An 18,833-nucleotide genomic window follows, 5' to 3' on the forward strand; every position below is an offset into this window, starting at 1 on the left:
ATATCTTTTTATAAAAACAATCTAAAAAGAGCTCAAACAAACCGCTCTATCAGGGCTAAGAAATTCTGGAAACAACAGTTCTATACCGATTTTAAGTGCTTAATTTGTTAATGGATTTTTCCAAGAAAATTCTTTAAAAGCATGCTGCCAATCTTCCGGAAACTTTGCTTTTAAACTTAAGAATTCCTCAGAAAAAGGATGATTAAATTCTAATTTACCAGCGTGTAAAAACATTTTGCACCAACCAAAGTTGTTTTCAAACATTACATTGTGGTTTTTATCGCCATATTTTGGGTCGCCAATCAACGGATTGCTAATTTTATTGGTATGAATTCTTAATTGATGCATTCTACCTGTTTTAGGTTTCATTTCAATTAGACTATAACGAGAAGAATCGTAAGGTTTTACAGGGATTTCTAGCGTTACCTTTTCTAAAGTTTTTAAAACTGTTAATGCATCTTTGTGTACATTAGCATCACGTCCTTTTACTGGCGAATCTATTATTTTTTCTTCTGGAGCAAATCCTCTAACCAAACCGTAATATGTTTTTTCAATTTGATTATTAGTAAACAATTCTTGAAACTTAGAAACGTATTGTTTTTCTTTTGCTAATAAAATAATACCAGATGTTTTTCTGTCTAAACGATGTATTGGGTACGTTTTTATTCCTTTCAATGCTTCAACTAATTGTAAAAGAGAAGCTTCATCAGCAACGTTTCTAGAGTGATGCGCATGATGAACTACAACATTGTTAGGTTTACTAACGCATAAGATATAATCATCTTCAAAAATAATGTGTACACTCATTTCTATTATTTAGATTTCAAAAATACCATTTAATTTGTGATATCTTTAAATGAATTTAAATTCCTTTTTTGTAAATTTAGATACCTAATAATCAATAAAATATTTAATTATGAGAATAGTATTGGTGAGTTTATTAGTTTTTTGCTTTGGTTGTTCTAGTTTAAAAAGTACCGCTACACAAGCAGAAATTGATAATTTAAAAGAAACCGTAGCTAGTAAAAATATAGAAGCAATTTTTGATTGGGCGCAGCCAATGGGGTTAAATAATAATGTAAGAGGATTAGAAAATTTATTACCGCCAGGTAGCTCTACAAATAATATTAATTTATCTGGAAATGCTAATTTTTTTAGAATTAAAAGTGATAGTGTTCATGTAGATTTGCCTTTTTACGGTCAGCAGCAATTGTCTAGAGGTTACAACGCAGATGCAGGAATTAAATTTGAAGGCAAGCCAAAGGTTGTTAAAAAAACTTTTGATGCTAAAAAAGGAGCTTATATTTTAAAGTATACTTTAAATGCAAAAGACGAAGGTTACAATGCTACGTTAACTTTATACCCAAACAGCAATTGTAGTTTGAATGTAAATAGCAGTCATAGATCAACAATTTATTATAATGGAAATTGGAAAGTATTAACCGAAAACATTGACAACTAAGTTTTTAACTTGCTTTCTTATTAGCAATATTCAAATACTGAATTAAGCAAAGAGCAATTAATCCGCAGATAAAGAAACCTATAAATAATGGTAATGCAGTTTTGTCTAAAAATCCACCAATATATGTAGCAATAGGAACTGCCATTATGGTAGAGAAAAAACCATTAATTGCTGCACCAATACCAGCAATATGACCAATAGGTTCCATGGCCAAAGCACGCGTATTTCCGAATAAAAAGCCAATTGCAAAAAATTGTATAGCAAAAAATGTTATCAACACATAAATACTTGGGTTGCTTTCACCATAAAATATCGATATGTAGATAATTGGAATAAGTGTAAATAATACTGTAAAAATTTTAACCAATTTAAACATTCCTAATCTCACAACTAAAGTTCCGTTTAAGAATGTTGCAATACCAATGCTAATTGCCAAACCTGCAAAAATAAACGGAAATTCTTCTTTTAAATGATATTGTTTTTCGAATATTTGCTGACTTGCACTTAAATACACCATAAAAGAGCCAGTTATAAAACCAGAGAATAAAGTAAAAATTACAGCGTTTTTATGTTTTATAAATTCTTTTGTTCCCGAAATAAATAAAGATAATTTAAATTTTTTTCTATTTGCTACTTTTAGTGTTTCTGGTTGCCTTTTCCAAAGCCAAAGCATTACAAACAAACCAAACACTAACTGGCTGTAGAAAATAGATTTCCAGCCATAAGAATCTAACATTATTTTACCAATAGCAGGTGCAACAACAGGAACTAGAATAAAAATGACCACAACAAAAGACATTACTTTAGCCATATAATTACCGCTAAAACGATCTCTAACCATTGCAATACTTATAGTTCTGGGTGCAGAAAGACCAATACCTTGTAGAATTCTACCAAATATCATCATTTCTAAATTTTTAGAAAAAATACACACCAAACTTGCAAAAGCAAACACAATAAAACCTACATAAATTACAGGTTTTCTACCAAAGCTATCTGATAACGGACCTGAAATTAACTGTCCAAAACCTAAACCTAGAAAAATCATGGTAATTAATAACTGATTATTCTGAGAATCTGTCACATTAATAGACAGACCAATATCTGTTATTGCAGGTAATAAAGCGTCTATAGCTAATGCCACTAAAGACATTAAAGAAGCCATTACAATAATAAATTCTATTTCAGATTTTTGTCTAATTTCCATTCGGCAAAAGTAGTTTATTCACTTTTATAATTCTGTAAATATTCGTTTTTTACATAAAAAAAAGGACTACAAAATTGCAGTCCTTTTTATTATGTATAAATTAAAGAAATTATTCATTTCCAATAAAATCTATTTCATTGCTGTTTCCTAAACCTTTTGGGTTTGATCCCCATTTATTTTCACCATTTTCACTATCAGTACAAGCTAATAAATACAAGTTGTAAAAAGGAATCAATAAAAACCAACCACTTTTACCAGCATCGTGCATTCTTCTAACTCCTACAGCTAAATAGGGTAAAAATACTGCAATAGAATATATGGTTTCAATAAGCGATGTTTCGGGAGAAACCAATGAACCATGCATTATAAACTTAAGCGAAAATGATATTATTGAATTTATCAATACAAACATCCAATATTCTTTTCTTCTTGCTCTTCCTTTAAAATCTGCATACTGCTTTAAAACTTTTAAATACCAATTCATTTTTCTTATTTTTAAGTAAATTTATTCTTTTCCTATAAAATCTATTTCTCTGTTATTGTTTATTCCTTTCGGATTTTCTCCATATTGATTCACTTTATTTTCGCCTTCCATACAAGTTAATATCAAAAACCAAAAACCACCAATGTACGGTATAAGGTTGATAAAAAACCATGCGCCACTTTTACCTAAATCGTGCATTCTTCTTGAGCTTACAGCTAAAGAAGGTATAATGGTAGCTAATGTATAAATTAATAGAAGTATTAAAAATAGATATGAAGTGTTTTCGGTTTCAAACTCTTGGCTATAATCAAAAAGATTTTCGTTAGAATATATAAAAAGAAACAATAATAGCCCTGTAAACAAATAATGAAATAAAAAGAACATCCAATATTCTTTTCTTCTAGCTCTGCCAGAAAATTTAAAATAATCTTTTAATACTTTTAAATACCAATCCATAGTTTTTTGTTTTTATTCTTTTCCTATATTTTCTAATTCTGATGCATCTATTTTCTTCGGGTTCATTCCGTATTTATTTTGTCCTTCCCAGCTATTTTCTAAAAACAAAATTAAGAGCCAAATTGGCCCAATTAACGGAATAAAGCGAACAAACCAATAAGTACCAGATTTGTTAACATCATGTAATCTTCTAACTGCACAAGCTAAATGTGGTGTAATTATAAATAGACCATAAATACCTATTAATAAAAAACCTTCGTTAGTTGAAGTAAATGTATTTATAAACTCTGCAAGAAACCCAAGTATTGTAAATATAATTAGATTGCAAAGAAGAAAAATCCAATATTCTTTTCTTCTAGCACGACCAGAAAAATTTGCATAGTTTTTTATGCAGTACTTATAATAATTCATTGCTTTTTTTTGACGAAAATAGTTTTTTTAGAACAATCCTCTAGATTTTAATTCAAGATATTTATTAATAACATCTCCTGTTAAATTTTCTGGTGCAGTTAAAACAGATTGAATTCCGTATTTTTTCAACTCATTTACAATTCTAACCTTTTCATACATAAACTTTTCTGCAATAATACTGTCGTAAACATCTTGTATATTGTCTGTATCTGTATTAATTAGAGCTTGCAATTCGGTGTTTTTAAAAAATATAATTAATACCAAATGATTTTTTGCTAAAGCACGTAAATAGGGTAGTTGCCTGTTTAAACCATCCATAGTTTCGAAGTTTGTATAGATAATTAACAAACTTCTGTGCGTAATTTTTCTTTTTATAACTGCGTATAGCGTACTAAAATCAGATTCAGAAAAATCAGTTTTAAGGTTGTATAGAGATTCAGAAATCAAATTCATTTGAGAATTCCTTTTTTCAGCAACAATCCAATCTTCTAATTTTTTAGAAAAAGATAACATTCCGGCTTTGTCTTGTTTTCTTAAAACGATATTGCTAATTGCAAGTGTAGCATTTATAGCGTAATCTAATAAAGAAAGCTGATTGAATTGCATTTGCATTGCACGACCTTTATCGATTATAGCATAAACAGGTTGCGACTTTTCTTCTACATACTGATTGACCATCAGTTGATTACTTTTTGCTGTTGCTTTCCAGTTTAAAGTTCTAATGTCGTCTCCAGAAACATATTCTTTAATTTGTTCAAACTCTAAAGAATGCCCAATTCTTCTCACTTTTTTTGTGCCGTAAGATACTGTGCTGTTGGTAAAAGCTTTAAAATCGAATTCTTTTAGTTTTAAAAATGAAGGATAACATTTTAAGATTTTCTCCTCTCCTAAAACATATTTTCTAGTTACTAATTGTAGTGGAGTATTCGTATAAATGTTTGTTTTTCCGAAGTTGTAAACTCCTCTTTGATTAGGTTTTAAATCATAAAAAAGGGATTTATTATCACCAGTAGCAATGTTTAAATTGAAATTGGCATCTCTTTTTTGAAACTGATAGGGTAACTCTTCAATAATATTTAAATGCGCTTTAAAACCATAAGTATTTGTAAAGTTCAAACGAATAGTATTCACATCTCCGTTAGATAATCTTTCGGGTAAATTTCTTGAAAATTCGATACCATTTTTTAATTTATACAAAAGAATTACATCAATTAACGAAATTGTTAAAAGTATAAAAAGTAGCACTTTAGAAATTTCGAAAAATACGGGTATAAAAAAGCCAACAACAAAAAGTGCTGCAATTGTACCTAATAAATAGAAAAATCTATTGTTTAAAAAGAGTGAATTGTAAAAGTTTTTCAAGGTTTGGTTTTCTCTTTAAATTATCTTGGTATTTCTACAGCTTCTATAATTTGCTCTATAATTTGCTTGCTTCCTAAACCTTCCATTTCTCTTTCTGGTGTTACAATAACTCTGTGTTGTAAAACAGGTATTGTCGCTTTTTTAACATCTTCTGGTGTTACAAAATCTCTACCACTTATGGCTGCAAATGCTTTAGATGCATTTAAGATAGCAATACTTGCTCTTGGTGAAGCGCCCAAGTATAAAAAAGAATTAGATCTTGTGTTTACAACAATATTAGCAATGTATTTTAATAAATTTTCTTCTATTGCTATTTGATTTACCAAATTTCTAAATTCTTTAATTTTAGAGGCAGAAATTACAGTTTCTATTTTACTAGATTTTGTGGTATTATTTAAGGCTTGTTCTTTTAATATGATTTCAAATTCTTCTTCTGCATTTGGATATGCTACATTTATTTTGAATAAAAAACGATCTAATTGCGCTTCGGGTAATCTATAAGTACCTTCTTGTTCTATAGGATTTTGCGTAGCTAAAACCATAAAAGGTTCTTCCATTTTATAGGTTTTACCATCAATAGTTACCTGTTTTTCTTCCATCACTTCAAATAAAGCAGCTTGGGTTTTTGCAGGTGCACGATTAATTTCATCAATAAGAATCATGTTCGAAAAAATAGGCCCTTTTTTAAACTCAAATTCAGAGGTCTGTAGATTGTAAACCGAAGTTCCTAAAATATCCGAAGGCATTAAATCTGGCGTAAATTGAATTCTACTAAAATCTGCAGCAATAGTTTTAGATAACAGTTTTGCAGTAATTGTTTTGGCAACACCAGGCACACCTTCAATTAAAACGTGGCCATCAGATAATAAGGCAACAATTAACAGTTCTAACATGTCTTTTTGCCCAACAATTACCTTTTGCAATTGTTCTTTAATTTTAAAAACATTTTCTTGTAATTCACTTACATCTAATCGATTTTTAAACTCGATATTATTCGTTTCTTCTGATGAATTTGGTTGTGCTGTATTTAAAGATTCCATAGTTATTTTTTAAAGAAATTTTCTATCATTTTATGCAATACAATTAATTGTTCTTTAGAACATTCTGTCTTTTTATTTAAAGTAATAAATGTATGTATTAAGTATTTTGTTTTCTGCAGTTCGTTACCAGATTTTGCTGCTAGTTTTTTAATAAAATCAGCATTTAAAATTGTTGTGTCAATTAAGTATTTCGAACGAATCTTTTCTAAGAAAAATGTAATTTTTTTATCAACTAAATTCTTATGATCTTCTTCGCTTAAATACAAGTTAGAAATTGTTTGGGTAAAAGCAACAGTGGTATTTTCTAAAGGTTTTAGAACAGGTATAGCTCTTTGTTTTCTGCGCGCATTAAAGAGCATAAAAAATAGTAAGCCAATTATTGATACATATAAAAACCAAGTAAGCGTTGGGTGTTTTAAGAAATAATTAAAAATGGATGGTTTATCATCTGGATTCTGTGAAAATTCACTCGATTTAATATGCTCGTCCCATAAAACTTTATTGTTTGGTAAATAGGAGAGTAGGTTGGCCACGTAATCTGTTTTACCTTCTAATAAATAGTAATTTGTAAATACAATAGGGTTTGTGTGTAAATAAAAAGCACCTTTACCATGATAGATTTTTACAAAATTAGGTACTTCTTCGCCATCTATCTTTGTTGTACCTAAAACCATCGTTTTACCTTCGTTGTATTGTAAAAAATAATTTCTTTTAATATTTCTTGAATATAAATATGGTTTTTTACCAAAATCAGGATGTTTTAGGTAAAATTCTCCGTTTAAATTTTTTAAATTTTGATTTCCAAAAGTGTTTTTATCTAAATTATTGATGCTAAACTCTAAAGCTTCTTTAAAATCAGCATTGTAATAATGTAAAGATATAAATGCAGCATTTCCTTTAGACACAAACTCTAACAAAGATTTAGTACCTTCTTTAGTTTGTTTAAAAGCACTATTTTTTATTAAAACATAATTTTGTTTACTGATTGTATCGCCATCAAAAGAAAAAATAGTTGTGTCGTAAAAATTTTCTTTAAGAATCGTAACATCTGTATCTGGAAATAAGTTAGAAGCTTCTTTTGAGATTATATAATTTCCAAACGGACTTTTTTCTTTTTCTCTGTAATTTTCATTCCAATTGGTTTTTGTACAACCTGTAATAAAAACCAAGGTAACAATTAAAAAAAATCTAAATATGTTTTTAAAGTACATCATTTAAGAAATGTTTTTTATAAATGATTCATATTTAGTTTGTAATATAGAAAACTCATCTTTAGACACGCCAAAATCGCCATACCAAACGTAGCTATATACATAAGTTAAATAAGAAAATTGATTTCTAATTGTACCTTTTTTAAGTTCAAATTTGTACTCTGAATTCGTTTTGTCTTTATGGTAATTAATTAGTTTTTTGGTAGCAAGTGCTTTTAATGTTTTTAAAAAATAATAACGAATAGCTAATTTATAATTTTCTGTTTGTATTGCTTTTTCTAAAAGTGCATTTAGATCTAATTCATTAATATCATCTTCTTCATAAATTAGTTTTTCTGCTGTTTTTTTAGGATTTTTCTTAAAATTGAAAAAACCAATTCTAGAACCAAGAGCCACTTTTAAGATGATAAAAATTACAATTCCTCCTAATAAAAATGGAAAAATTACTTTTAAAAAAGAGGCAATACTTGTTAAAAAACTTAAATCGGTATTAGATCTTTTCTTTTCTTTTTCTTCTGTGTAAATAAAATCTTTACCTGAGTATTTTGTGTGTAAACTATCAGAAAAAGTTCTTAAGGTACTGTATTCAATACTTTTAATGTATTTGGTTGTGTCTTTGTACTTTACAATACTATCAAGCTTTTCTTCTTGCGCTTTGGCAATTGAACTTATAAAAATCATCAATAATAAAATAACTTTTTTCATTATCTTAATTGATGTTTTCTAGCCACTTTAAAAGGCAAAATTAAATAGTAATAACTAATGGTTGCTAAGCAAAAAAGAATGATTGCAAAGCAGAAAAAAGTTGGCATAATATTAGAATATCTTGTAACGTAACCTTCTAAAAAAGCAGCCATAATTGTAAATGGTATGGTACTTAAAAAGATGTAAAAAGCATTTCTTACGCCTTTTTTAAAAGATTCTAATCTTTTTAATGTTCCTGGAAACAAAATGCTTGCACCAATAATATAACCTGTTGCAGCTTCGATAATCATTCCGAAGATTTCATAAGTACCATGAATCCAGATTCCTTTAATACTATCAAAAAAACTATTTTGTTGGTAAAAGAATGCCTGAAATACGGCAACCATTATTCCGTTCATCACAACATAATAACCCGTTCCAATTCCTAGAAACAATCCAGAAAGAAACATATTTAGGCCAACTCTTTGGTTGTTATTATAAATACCAATAAAAGTACCCCAATTACTACCGCCTTTGTAAATCGCCATAGCATCACCACTTTCTATATTTTCTAGTGTTTGATCTATATATTCGTCACTTAAAACTTGTCTAGCAAAACTATCATCATTAAAAGTAGAAAGTAAACCGATAAAAAAGCACACAAAGAAAAAAGCAAATGATAAATAAAAGAATTTTCTGTATTGATAGGAGAGAAGTGGCACCTTGTCAAAAAAGAAATATAAAAATATATTGTGATCTCTTCTTTTAGAATGATAAACTTTGTCGAAACTGCTTTTAGCTAATTTGTTTAAGTACGAAGTAACCTTACTTTTTGGGTAATACGTTTGGGCATATACCAAATCATTCATGATTTTTATATGCAAGTTGGCAATGTCATCTGGACTTTTTTTCGTTTTATTTGAAATAACTTGTTCAAATTCGAGCCATTTTTCTTTATTTTGCTTTATAAAAGCGACCTCTCTCATTAAGAGCGAATTTAACCATTGCATGAAAACACTCCAAATAAAAACCGCACAAAATATAAATATAAATTTTACGGTAGCCAACGTTGGTCAAAGGTTATTAGCGTTTTTATTTGACAATATTCTTAAGTTTGCTTACATCTATTTTGTGTATTATGTATTTGATTTTCAAGCGGTAGAAGAAACATTTTCTGGTGATACTTGGACGGTACAAGCGGTCGGAATTTTAGTCTTAATTCCGGTTACTTTTTACACATTATATTCAGAAATTTTAATGGATGGACAAACATTAGGAAAGAAGCTTTTACATGTTAAAGTAATAAATGTAGATGGATTTAAACCTTCGGTTTCTGATTATACAATGCGTTGGTTTTTACGAATAGTAGATTTTAATTTATTTATACTTTTAGCGGTATATATACAATCTATTACCATTGATGATTCTGATTTTCTTTTAGGATTGACATTTGTTGTAGGGAAGTTAGTAGGATTATTACTGATATTATTTACACCCAATAATCAACGATTTGGAGATATCATTGCGAATACCGTTGTTATTTATTTAAAGGATGAAGTAAAGTTTTCTGAAACCATTTTAGAAGAATTAGCTGATAAATACGTACCAACATATCCGAACGTGATTAAATTGTCTGATAATGATGCACGAATAATTAAAAATACATTTAAGACTGCTATTAAATTTAATGATTATAAAACTTTAATAAAATTACGTACTAAGATTATAGAAGTTACCCAGATTAAATCTATTCATAAAAGTGATAGAGAGTTTATATCTGTTGTTTTAAAAGATTATAATTTTTACACTCAGAACATGTAATTATTATATTTGATAGAAATAGAAGTATGGTTTGAAATATTCTATTTAACATAATATAAATTATATAACAAATATATAGTGATTTTTGTATAGCCGTTTTTCAGGCTATTTATACATAATTGTAGATATGACTTCTTTAGAATCATATCGTCAACAATTATGTTAAAAGAAATTACGGATATTTAACTTCTAGATTTATTTGATAGCAATTTTTAGAAAACATTAGGTATAGAAAATATTGAAACTCTAAATTCTTTAATTAAAGATTTTAAACAAACACATTAAATCTTTAAATCTTTAAATCTTTTGGAAAAAAAATATTTAAATCCTGAAGGAAAAGTTATTTATTCTGGGTCAGCTTATTGTTATAATAACGAAATGAAAAAAGCACTAAAACTTGTAAAAAATCAAAAAGATGACATTCAAATTAATTTGAATACTATTTATCTATAAGTTTTATAACCGCCAACATCGTCTATAACTAATTGCTTATTTCTACTCGATCTGCATAAAATCTCTCGGACTTTATTCGTAAGTAATTATTTACTAAGTTAATTACTTCAAATACAAAACATATACAACCATATTGCTTGTAATAAGAACTTTAACCAAAAAGTATCCAACATCTGAAAATATGTATAAGGAATTAAGACCACTACTACCCGACCTTTGTATTAAAATTTTAACCTTAAAAAATAGATAAAATGAATACAAATCAATTTGGTAAAAAAGGTTGGACACCAGAAAGGATTGAAGAATTATATGGTAAAACATACGTTATAACAGGAACTACAAGCGGAACAGGATTTGAAGCAGCGAAAATATTACTATCAAAAGGTGCAAGAGTGGTTATGCTTAATAGAAATCCTAAAAAAGCAGAAAACACTATTGCAATGTTGAAACAAGAAATGGGAAATAATATTGATGTAATAAACATTCAAATGGATTTGTCTAAGCAAGTTTCTGTAAAAAAAGCAGCAACAGAAGTATTAAAAACAGTTTCTCAAATAGATGCGCTTATTTGTAATGCAGCAATTGCCCAAGTACCAAAACAAACCCTTACAGTAGACGGTTGGGAAAGCCAGATGGGAACGAATTATTTCGGAAATTGGACATTACAAGCTTTATTGTTTCCTCTTATTGAAAAATCTAAAGGACGTATTGTAACCGTTGGAAGTATGGGGTACGATATGGGCATTAAAACCATAAAATTTGAGGACTTAAATTGGGATAAAGACTATACGCCTAACAATGCTTACAGTCAAAGTAAATTGGCTCAAATAATGTCAATGTACGAATTACAAGATAGATTAAAAGCAGCAGGAAAAACAGAAGTTAAAGCCTATGCGTGTCATCCTGGTTCTTCGAGAACCAACTTGATAAACACAAGTGGTAGTTTTATGATGAAATTCATCTTTAATTTGATGAAATTATCTCCATTAACACAGTCAGCAGAAAAAGGGGCTTATCCGCAATTAATGTGTGCAACAGAACCAAATTTAGACCAAAGCGGTTTTTATGGACCAACAGGAAGAAGCAATTGGGTAGGACCAGTTGGCGCTCACAAAATAGAAACGCACGCTAAAGATAAATTAGTGGCAAAGCGTCTATGGAAAATTTCTGAAAAAGAGACAGGTGTAAAATGGAATATTTAAATTTGTAGTATGCAACATTTTAAAACATTATCATCGTATTTAGATTATTTGGAATTACCAAGACCAGAACACCCTATGTTGAGCGTTTTTAACTCTAAAGAAGATGGGCATCTGCCTTGTCCAAGACAAAGTTCGCCACCAATTACAAACGATTGTTATTCCATAAGTTTTAAAAAATATGTAGAAGGGAATTTAAACTACGGCAGAACTAAATATGATTTCACAAATGGTGCTTTGATTTTCATTGCACCAAGACAAGTCTTGCAATGGGATAGCAGCGTAGTTTTTGAACAAAAAGGGTTTTCGATAAACTTTCACGAAGATTTTTTGAAAGGCACAGAATTGGCAGAACAAATTAAAAAATATGGTTTCTTCTCGTATTCTGTAAATGAAGCTTTACACCTTTCGCCTAAAGAAGAAAAACAGATAGAATCTATTGTTAAAAATATTGAAATTGAGTATCAAAATAACCAAGATGCTTTTAGCAAACAAATAATCATTTCGCAATTAGACACGTTATTAAAATATGCCAATCGTTTCTATGAAAGGCAATTTTTAAATAGAAAAGAAATATCCAATAATTTGTTAGAGCAATTCAATAGGCATTTAACTGTATATTTAGAGTCTGGACAATTACAAGAAAAAGGAATTCCAAGTATTGAGCAAATTGCAGATAAAATGTCCTTTTCACAACGTTATTTAAGTGACACTTTAAAAAAAGAAACAGGTAAAACTACAACCGAACATTTACACTTACACTTAATAGACAAGGCTAAAAATATACTTTTACAACCCAATAAAAGTATTTCAGAGGTGGCTTACGAATTAGGATTTGAATATCCGCCTTATTTTTCGAGACTATTTAAAAAGAAAGAAGGCATAAGTCCTACAGAATACAGAGAAAAATACAAACTAAATTAAAATGGAACTATTAAAATTAGCAACAGAATGGGCAAAATCCGAAGTATTTTCAACACGTTTTTTTATCTTATTTTCTATTGGGTTTTTATTTGCAAGTGTTGGATTTTGGCAATTAGGAAAAACAGATTTGGCAAAAGCCTATATCATTCCAACATTAGTGGCAGGTATATTACTTTTAATAATTGGTAGCGGTCTTAATTACACGAACATTCAAAGAGTTAAACAATTTGAAAAACATTATAATGAAGACGCTTTTGCTTTTTATCAATCTGAAATTGAACGTTCAGAAAGTACCTTAAAGGAATATACAGTTGTATTTAAAGTAATTCCAATATTAATTATCATAGCCGCATTAATAATGCTGTTTGTAAACACACCTACCTCGAGAGCAATTTGTATTACAGCTATTGCAATGTTAATAGTCATTTTATTAGTTGACGGAACTGCGCACTCAAGAATAGAAAACTACTATAAAGAATTGAAACTAGTGGATATTCAAAATGAAATAAAAAAATAACTATATACAACCTTTGATTAAGCCAAATTTATCAATTTTTTATACAAGGTGTTGGCAAACGTTATTTATTTATAAAACATATTTATGAATATCAACCTTTTTGTAAAGTAGTCATTGATTTCAACATTATTTTTAAATATATAATTAGACATCCAAAAAGGATGAATTGGGGCACCTGTCATTTTAATATTTTTTAAATAATATTTGACGAATTTTGATTTATTTGGGATTTCTTCCAAAGCTTTTAGATAAATGCTATTCAAATTAATTTGAACGTCATCTTTTTGATTTTCTACAAGTTTTAGTGCTTTTTTTATTTCGTTACTATAAAAATAAGCAGACCCAGAATAAATAACTTTTCCTTTTGGATTCAAACATTTGTATTTTGTTATGTATTGTGACTTATCCATTCTACTTTTTTTCCCAGCTCCAGCTGAAAGTTCTCTTTCTTTAACCCAAGTAGAATCAGGTACACAATAAATATGCATTTTTAATTTACTTTCTGGAAATATTTCATTTTCCAAAATAGAATAGTTATACTTTAAAATATCCTTTAAAAATGTCTTGTAAGCATTTTCGGTTTTTAGGTTTGGGTATTCATTTTTTAATGTTTTTGTTTCAAAATCTTCAATCAGAGAATTCAGAGTTTCAACATTTTCTTTTCCTAATGCTTTTTCAAATTCAATTTGTTGAGAGTAAATAGAAAGGGAAATCACTGTAAATAAAATAAATATTATTTTTTTCATTTTCGTAGCTTTTATGTTATTTACTTATTAGAAGTTCAAAATAATAATTTGTTACATTTTATTGTTTTTTTTATGTTTACCAACACCGTATAAAATTAATTGTTAGTTCTAGCCTACTTGCATAAATCCTTGCAGATTTTCTATCTATGATTAATTTGTTAACTTTAGTGCTTAAACTATGCAACTGTTTTTAGACAACAACCTTGGGCATAATTAAAAAAAGAACGACAAAATGGATAATAAGGAAATAATAAATAAATTTTATACTTCTTTTTCTAATGGTAATGTGAAAGGAATGTTAGAATGTTATCATAAAGATATTGTATTTCAAGATGCAGTATTCGGAAAACTAGAAGGACAAAGAGCATTTAAAATGTGGGAAATGCTACTTTCTCAAAAGAAAGAAAACACTATTATTACTTTTAATAATGTTGAAGCAACTGCAGAAAAAGGAAAAGCGAATTGGGTCGTAAAATATGAGTATGGAGCGAAAAAAAGAAAAGTAATCAATAAAGTTCAAGCAAATTTTAAATTCAAAGATTCTAAAATCATTGAACATATAGACGATTTTAATTTATGGAAATGGACACAACAAGCAATTGGGCCTGCTGGATATTTGATGGGATGGACAACTTACATGAAAAATAAAATTCAGAAAACTACGAAGACAAAACTAGACCGTTTTATAAATAAATAATAACGTTACCCAACAGTGCCTATATTTTATCACTAGTTCTCCCCTACTAACAATTATCATCACATACAAACAGGTAACTTTCCATATACATAAACGTTATTGCCACAAATTTAAAAGAAGAACCTAACATCAACAGAACTTTAATAAAGTATGAAGTAGAATTAAATTCTTAAGACTTTAGCATTCTTTATTTGATAATATTGCTAAAGTAGATAACTGTTTCAATTTGATAACTACATGATATTCAGTTTAAATAATAAAAAAGGTTATGTTGTACAAGTAAAAAAAAATTAAATGCAATATATTTGGTATTATATAGTGAGTTGTAACCAATTAAAAAATTGAAACTATGAGAAAATATATTGGATATTTATTCCTACTAATTTTTGTGTCTTTAGTAGTATTCAGAATTTATTCGAATATTATAATTAAACAGCAATTAACAGGTCATTTGAAAAGAGCCGCAGATGCAAATAGTATTGAACTTGCTCTGAATGAATTGAAAACTGCTTTAGAATATATTGAAGAAAATAAATTAACTAGTGGTTATACTTCAATTATTTATAAAACTCCAGATGAAGATTTAAGCTTTTGGTATAGCAATTTAAAAGCAAGCAAATTAGAGCTTGAAAAGACCAAAAACTCTACCTCATTGGAAAAAACAAACGTACTTTTAAAATTGAGAGAAACATTATTGGATGAAGGAGAAAAAGGAAGTAGAATAACTTATCCTAAAGGTATTTCAATATTCCCAAATAATAGGTTAATTACAATATTGTTTATTATCTCATTAATATTTATCCCTATTTTCTTTGTGCAATTAATAAAGTGGGAGAAAGAGGAAAAACGCAAAAAGAAAGAAAAGAAAAAAAAGAAAAAATTGAAAACTGAATAATAAAAAACTGTTGCCAACACCTTATAAACTTTATTGCTATTTTTAGCTCATTTGGGAAATTCCTTCGGAATTTCGCCGTTCGTGTTTTATTTAGTAAATTCATTGCTTAAACCACGCAACAAAGCTTATACAAACACGTTGTAGCCAATTATCGGATAATAATTATATAAAAAAATTATAAATGAGAAAAATCCTACTTTTTAATTTAATGCTATTTATTTTTAACGCAGCATTAGGACAAGTAAATTTTGAAGACAAAGTCAATATTTACGATTATGATTCTTTAAGCGTTAATATAATTTACGATGATTTCGATCTTGACGGTGATTTAGACTTAATAAAACATAGTGCTGGTAATTCAAGGAATGTTTTGCTTCAGAAGAATGAATATGGTGATTTTAATGCTAATCCATCAAAATTTATTGCTTCTAGAATAAACCCAATTATATCTTTAGACTTAAATAATGACGGTTTTCCAGATTTAATAACTTACCAACAATTTAATACTATAGGTGTGCTATATAATTTACAAAATGACACTTTTAGTGAAGAGGAAACTGTTCAAAGTTTTAATGGTTCTTACACAATTCACCCTATAAAATTTGATTACAATAATGATGGTTTCATGGATTTAATTGTTATAGATAAAAACGAAGATGCTTATGTATTAAAAAATAACCAAATAGGTGGATTAGAGCCTGCAGAATTTTTAATTTCTGTAGGTAGTTTTAATCATATTTATAAAATTGATGATTTTGATAATGATGGTGATTTTGATTTTTATGTATATGACTACAATTCTCTTATAATATACCTGAATAATGATGGTGTTTTCACTGAATTGAAAGGATTACAAACAGTATCTAGATTAGAATCGTTTGGAATATTAGACTTAGACAAAAACGGGTTTAAAGACGTTTTATATTGGAAAGATGATGCTATTTGGGCAAAATATTATGATTTTGATGAAGAGGAAGAAGAATTTATCGTAGTTAAAAATGAATTATCTGTTGATAACATACCTTACAATACAAATTCAACAAAAGATGACTCTGTTTATATTATAAATAACGGAAGTGATAATTATGATATATATATTGCTTTAGAAACAGTTAAACATGAATGCAATATATACAAGATAAACTTAGAAAATGGAAAGTTTAGTAATCCCGAAGTAATTTTACAAAATTTTGAAATTAATACATTTACTTTAGGACAGTATAATTTTTTAGACCTTAACAACAACAACAAACTAGATTTTACCTTTACTTCAAACTTTAATGAAAACAAAATGATTTTTATTAATAATGATATAAATAACGCTGTTGATAAATCCATATGTATACAACAACTTGTTAGGCCAAACGACTTTTCTGTTATCGACATGAATGGAGATGGGATAAAAGATATTTGCGTAGGCACTCAAAATGGGTTAGGTTTTTTTGAGAAAAAAACTGGCGGTGAATTAAGTGGTATGAGAAATTTAATAGGTGTAATATCTAATCCTAACGCTTCTACTTATACTATAAATCATATTACTGATATCAATAATGATGGGTTAGGTGATGTTGTTGATTTTATGGGTTTTGGAGATTATGCAAAAATTTATAAAAACTTAGGAAACGATAATTTTGAATTTATTCAATCAATTTCTATTACTAATAGTTTTACAACAGATATATCTTTTGTTGATATTGATAGTGATGGATTTAAGGATTTACTTTTCTCAAGTATAAATGGAGAAAGTGGTAACATATATAATTGGTCAAAAAACAACAATGGAAATAATTTTGAAGACCTAAAACCATTATCCATTAATAATGAAGACAATCTTTCATCTATTTCATTAGCATTCGGTGATTTCAATAATGATAATCAAATTGATATTTTAGATTTAAGCTATTATTATAAAAATAATCAATGGTATACAGAAGTAAGTATATTAGAGAATCGTAATGGTGATTTTTTTGCAAATAGTGTTTCTTTATTTAGTGGCAGTAATTATGGTAGAGGTCATATAAAGATTAATGATTTTGATCAAGATGGTGATTTAGATTTTTTTGTGTATAACATTAACCAAAACCCATACTTCGATACTGAATTTTTATTTTTTAAAAATGATGGTAATAACAACTTTGAATCAATTGTTATTGAGGATTTAAATATTGAAGACATAGAATTTTATGATAATGATGGGGATGGTATTCTTGAAATATATGCTTGGAATTATTCGACATATAAAAACAATATTTTTTATTATACTACAACTGATTATTTAAATTTCACTAAAATTGAAATTGATTCTTATTCAGCTGATTATAACTCTTCAGATCCATATACAAGAGGAGATTTACTTTTATATGACTATAATGATGATGAGAAAAAAGATTTGTTTATAAACAATTTTTCTTCATTTGAAGGATTAATATCCTCATATAAAAACATTTCAACAACTTTAAGTGTTGAAAATGTTAAAAATGATAATAATCTAAATCAATTAAAAATATATCCTAATCCTTTTGTAAACTCCATTAGTTGGAATAATCAAGAAAACAGAATCTATGATATAGAGTTATTTTCTATAAGCGGTAGGTCAATTCTTAAAAAAACAACATCGGAAAACAACTTAGACTTATCTTTTTTAACCAATGGTATTTATCTTTTTTCTCTTAAAAATAAAATCTCCAATCAAAAATCTGTTTATAAAATAATTAAAGAGTAAATCCGAAAAGTATCGGAGATAAAAAACTGTATCCAACAATCGGTATAATTCATTGCCAATTATAGTCTACTTTCGAAAGTCCTTATAGGTTTTCTTTGTCCGTAATTATTTACTAAATTAGTTGCTTAAAACACTTAACAAACCATACACAACAACGTTACCACTCATTGCAGAGCAAGTTTTTAATTCAAAATTGTGGATTTAATAATAAATAAAGAAAAATAATAAAAATAGCATTCAAATTCAAAAAAGATGAATATCACACGATTAACCAAATATCATTTTATGCTAACATTAATTTCAATTTTATTTATTAGTTGTATCGAAGAAGATATATGCACAAAAAGAGTTAATATTCCTATTTGGAATGAAAAAGAAGAAATATTTGAAGATAATTATCAAGATTTTCCTTGTGATTATAATGGCATTCAAAATTAGAATAAGTTAATATCTGAAAAAACAGCGAAATGCTAACACCTTATAAAATTAATTGCTAGTATAAGTCAACTTACGACAATCATCTTGGATTTTCTTTGTTCTTG

The 18,833-nt window shown here is 27.9% G+C and carries 20 protein-coding genes; 9 read left to right on the top strand and 11 right to left on the bottom strand.

Annotation, left to right across the window (positions count from 1 at the left end):
- Positions 1-99: 99 nt before the first annotated feature.
- Positions 100-807, bottom strand: a complete 708-nt coding sequence (locus B5464_RS13430) for an RluA family pseudouridine synthase (RefSeq protein WP_079738798.1) — start codon at positions 805-807, stop codon at positions 100-102.
- Positions 808-916: 109 nt separating this feature from the next.
- Here B5464_RS13430 and B5464_RS13435 point away from each other — a divergent pair, with 109 nt between their 5' ends.
- Complete coding sequence (locus B5464_RS13435) at positions 917-1,462, top strand: DUF4251 domain-containing protein (protein ID WP_079738799.1); 546 nt, start codon at positions 917-919, stop codon at positions 1,460-1,462.
- A 4-nt stretch (positions 1,463-1,466) separates the two neighbouring features.
- On the opposite strand, the gene B5464_RS13440 is transcribed toward B5464_RS13435, so the two are convergent.
- The 9 genes from B5464_RS13440 to B5464_RS13480 all read right to left on the bottom strand — a co-directional run bounded on the left by B5464_RS13440 (position 1,467) and on the right by B5464_RS13480 (position 9,303).
- Positions 1,467-2,669, bottom strand: a complete 1,203-nt coding sequence (locus B5464_RS13440; RefSeq protein ID WP_079738800.1) for a multidrug effflux MFS transporter — start codon at positions 2,667-2,669, stop codon at positions 1,467-1,469.
- 109 nt (positions 2,670-2,778) lie between these two features.
- Complete coding sequence (locus tag B5464_RS13445; RefSeq protein WP_079738801.1) at positions 2,779-3,153, bottom strand: DUF805 domain-containing protein; 375 nt, start codon at positions 3,151-3,153, stop codon at positions 2,779-2,781.
- 21 nt (positions 3,154-3,174) lie between these two features.
- The gene (locus tag B5464_RS13450; protein ID WP_079738802.1) at positions 3,175-3,609 is read right to left on the bottom strand and encodes a DUF805 domain-containing protein; all 435 of its coding nucleotides are present in this window, start codon (positions 3,607-3,609) and stop codon (positions 3,175-3,177) included.
- 12 nt (positions 3,610-3,621) lie between these two features.
- Positions 3,622-4,020 (bottom strand): DUF805 domain-containing protein, encoded by a 399-nt coding sequence (locus B5464_RS13455; RefSeq protein ID WP_079738803.1) that lies wholly within the window; start codon positions 4,018-4,020, stop codon positions 3,622-3,624.
- A gap of 27 nt (positions 4,021-4,047) precedes the next feature.
- Positions 4,048-5,382: a DUF58 domain-containing protein gene (locus B5464_RS13460; protein ID WP_079738804.1), complete on the bottom strand. Its 1,335-nt coding sequence runs from the start codon at positions 5,380-5,382 to the stop codon at positions 4,048-4,050.
- A gap of 20 nt (positions 5,383-5,402) precedes the next feature.
- The gene (locus B5464_RS13465; protein ID WP_079738805.1) at positions 5,403-6,422 is read right to left on the bottom strand and encodes a MoxR family ATPase; all 1,020 of its coding nucleotides are present in this window, start codon (positions 6,420-6,422) and stop codon (positions 5,403-5,405) included.
- A gap of 2 nt (positions 6,423-6,424) precedes the next feature.
- A complete protein-coding gene (locus B5464_RS13470) occupies positions 6,425-7,636 on the bottom strand; it encodes a hypothetical protein (protein ID WP_079738806.1) in 1,212 nt (403 codons plus the stop codon).
- Positions 7,637-8,338, bottom strand: coding sequence for a hypothetical protein (locus B5464_RS13475; RefSeq protein ID WP_079738807.1), 702 nt, complete (start codon positions 8,336-8,338; stop codon positions 7,637-7,639).
- Positions 8,338-9,303, bottom strand: a complete 966-nt coding sequence (locus tag B5464_RS13480) for a stage II sporulation protein M (RefSeq protein ID WP_079739028.1) — start codon at positions 9,301-9,303, stop codon at positions 8,338-8,340. Before B5464_RS13480 ends, B5464_RS13475 begins: the two co-directional genes overlap by 1 nt.
- A 22-nt stretch (positions 9,304-9,325) precedes the next feature.
- Here B5464_RS13480 and B5464_RS13485 point away from each other — a divergent pair, with 22 nt between their 5' ends.
- From B5464_RS13485 to B5464_RS13500, 4 genes are all read left to right on the top strand, one after another.
- Positions 9,326-10,138: an RDD family protein gene (locus tag B5464_RS13485; protein WP_079738808.1), complete on the top strand. Its 813-nt coding sequence runs from the start codon at positions 9,326-9,328 to the stop codon at positions 10,136-10,138.
- Between the two features lie 704 nt (positions 10,139-10,842).
- Complete coding sequence (locus B5464_RS13490; RefSeq protein WP_079738809.1) at positions 10,843-11,793, top strand: SDR family oxidoreductase; 951 nt, start codon at positions 10,843-10,845, stop codon at positions 11,791-11,793.
- 9 nt (positions 11,794-11,802) lie between these two features.
- The gene (locus B5464_RS13495; RefSeq protein WP_079738810.1) at positions 11,803-12,714 is read left to right on the top strand and encodes an AraC family transcriptional regulator; all 912 of its coding nucleotides are present in this window, start codon (positions 11,803-11,805) and stop codon (positions 12,712-12,714) included.
- A 1-nt stretch (position 12,715) separates the two neighbouring features.
- The gene (locus B5464_RS13500; protein ID WP_079738811.1) at positions 12,716-13,231 is read left to right on the top strand and encodes a hypothetical protein; all 516 of its coding nucleotides are present in this window, start codon (positions 12,716-12,718) and stop codon (positions 13,229-13,231) included.
- A gap of 65 nt (positions 13,232-13,296) precedes the next feature.
- Here the strand turns inward: B5464_RS13500 and B5464_RS13505 are convergent, their stop codons facing one another.
- Positions 13,297-13,977, bottom strand: coding sequence for a hypothetical protein (locus tag B5464_RS13505; RefSeq protein WP_079738812.1), 681 nt, complete (start codon positions 13,975-13,977; stop codon positions 13,297-13,299).
- Positions 13,978-14,209: 232 nt separating this feature from the next.
- On the opposite strand from B5464_RS13505, the gene B5464_RS13510 reads away from it, so the two are divergent.
- The 4 genes from B5464_RS13510 to B5464_RS14390 all read left to right on the top strand — a co-directional run bounded on the left by B5464_RS13510 (position 14,210) and on the right by B5464_RS14390 (position 18,729).
- Positions 14,210-14,674, top strand: coding sequence for a nuclear transport factor 2 family protein (locus tag B5464_RS13510; protein ID WP_079738813.1), 465 nt, complete (start codon positions 14,210-14,212; stop codon positions 14,672-14,674).
- Between the two features lie 349 nt (positions 14,675-15,023).
- On the top strand, positions 15,024-15,569 hold the full coding sequence (locus B5464_RS13515; protein WP_079738814.1) for a hypothetical protein: 546 nt from the start codon (positions 15,024-15,026) through the stop codon (positions 15,567-15,569).
- A 181-nt stretch (positions 15,570-15,750) separates the two neighbouring features.
- On the top strand, positions 15,751-18,291 hold the full coding sequence (locus B5464_RS13520; protein ID WP_079738815.1) for a T9SS type A sorting domain-containing protein: 2,541 nt from the start codon (positions 15,751-15,753) through the stop codon (positions 18,289-18,291).
- A 252-nt stretch (positions 18,292-18,543) separates the two neighbouring features.
- Positions 18,544-18,729, top strand: a complete 186-nt coding sequence (locus B5464_RS14390) for a hypothetical protein (RefSeq protein ID WP_154066978.1) — start codon at positions 18,544-18,546, stop codon at positions 18,727-18,729.
- Positions 18,730-18,833: the final 104 nt, after the last annotated feature.

The sequence above is a fragment of the Polaribacter sp. KT 15 genome (assembly GCF_900143115.1).
Taxonomy (GTDB): Bacteria; Bacteroidota; Bacteroidia; order Flavobacteriales; family Flavobacteriaceae; genus Polaribacter; species Polaribacter marinaquae.

Bases quoted from the DNA above. Each gene is read 5' to 3' on its own strand.
- B5464_RS13430 (WP_079738798.1), bottom strand. From the start codon at position 807: ATGAGTGTACACATTATTTTTGAAGATGATTATATCTTATGCGTTAGT.
- B5464_RS13435 (WP_079738799.1), top strand. From the start codon at position 917: ATGAGAATAGTATTGGTGAGTTTATTAGTTTTTTGCTTTGGTTGTTCT.
- B5464_RS13440 (WP_079738800.1), bottom strand. From the start codon at position 2,669: ATGGAAATTAGACAAAAATCTGAAATAGAATTTATTATTGTAATGGCT.
- B5464_RS13445 (WP_079738801.1), bottom strand. From the start codon at position 3,153: ATGAATTGGTATTTAAAAGTTTTAAAGCAGTATGCAGATTTTAAAGGA.
- B5464_RS13450 (WP_079738802.1), bottom strand. From the start codon at position 3,609: ATGGATTGGTATTTAAAAGTATTAAAAGATTATTTTAAATTTTCTGGC.
- B5464_RS13455 (WP_079738803.1), bottom strand. From the start codon at position 4,020: ATGAATTATTATAAGTACTGCATAAAAAACTATGCAAATTTTTCTGGT.
- B5464_RS13465 (WP_079738805.1), bottom strand. From the start codon at position 6,422: ATGGAATCTTTAAATACAGCACAACCAAATTCATCAGAAGAAACGAAT.
- B5464_RS13470 (WP_079738806.1), bottom strand. From the start codon at position 7,636: ATGATGTACTTTAAAAACATATTTAGATTTTTTTTAATTGTTACCTTG.
- B5464_RS13475 (WP_079738807.1), bottom strand. From the start codon at position 8,338: ATGAAAAAAGTTATTTTATTATTGATGATTTTTATAAGTTCAATTGCC.
- B5464_RS13480 (WP_079739028.1), bottom strand. From the start codon at position 9,303: ATGAGAGAGGTCGCTTTTATAAAGCAAAATAAAGAAAAATGGCTCGAA.
- B5464_RS13485 (WP_079738808.1), top strand. From the start codon at position 9,326: ATGAAAACACTCCAAATAAAAACCGCACAAAATATAAATATAAATTTT.
- B5464_RS13490 (WP_079738809.1), top strand. From the start codon at position 10,843: ATGAATACAAATCAATTTGGTAAAAAAGGTTGGACACCAGAAAGGATT.
- B5464_RS13495 (WP_079738810.1), top strand. From the start codon at position 11,803: ATGCAACATTTTAAAACATTATCATCGTATTTAGATTATTTGGAATTA.
- B5464_RS13500 (WP_079738811.1), top strand. From the start codon at position 12,716: ATGGAACTATTAAAATTAGCAACAGAATGGGCAAAATCCGAAGTATTT.
- B5464_RS13505 (WP_079738812.1), bottom strand. From the start codon at position 13,977: ATGAAAAAAATAATATTTATTTTATTTACAGTGATTTCCCTTTCTATT.
- B5464_RS13510 (WP_079738813.1), top strand. From the start codon at position 14,210: ATGGATAATAAGGAAATAATAAATAAATTTTATACTTCTTTTTCTAAT.
- B5464_RS13515 (WP_079738814.1), top strand. From the start codon at position 15,024: ATGAGAAAATATATTGGATATTTATTCCTACTAATTTTTGTGTCTTTA.
- B5464_RS13520 (WP_079738815.1), top strand. From the start codon at position 15,751: ATGAGAAAAATCCTACTTTTTAATTTAATGCTATTTATTTTTAACGCA.
- B5464_RS14390 (WP_154066978.1), top strand. From the start codon at position 18,544: ATGAATATCACACGATTAACCAAATATCATTTTATGCTAACATTAATT.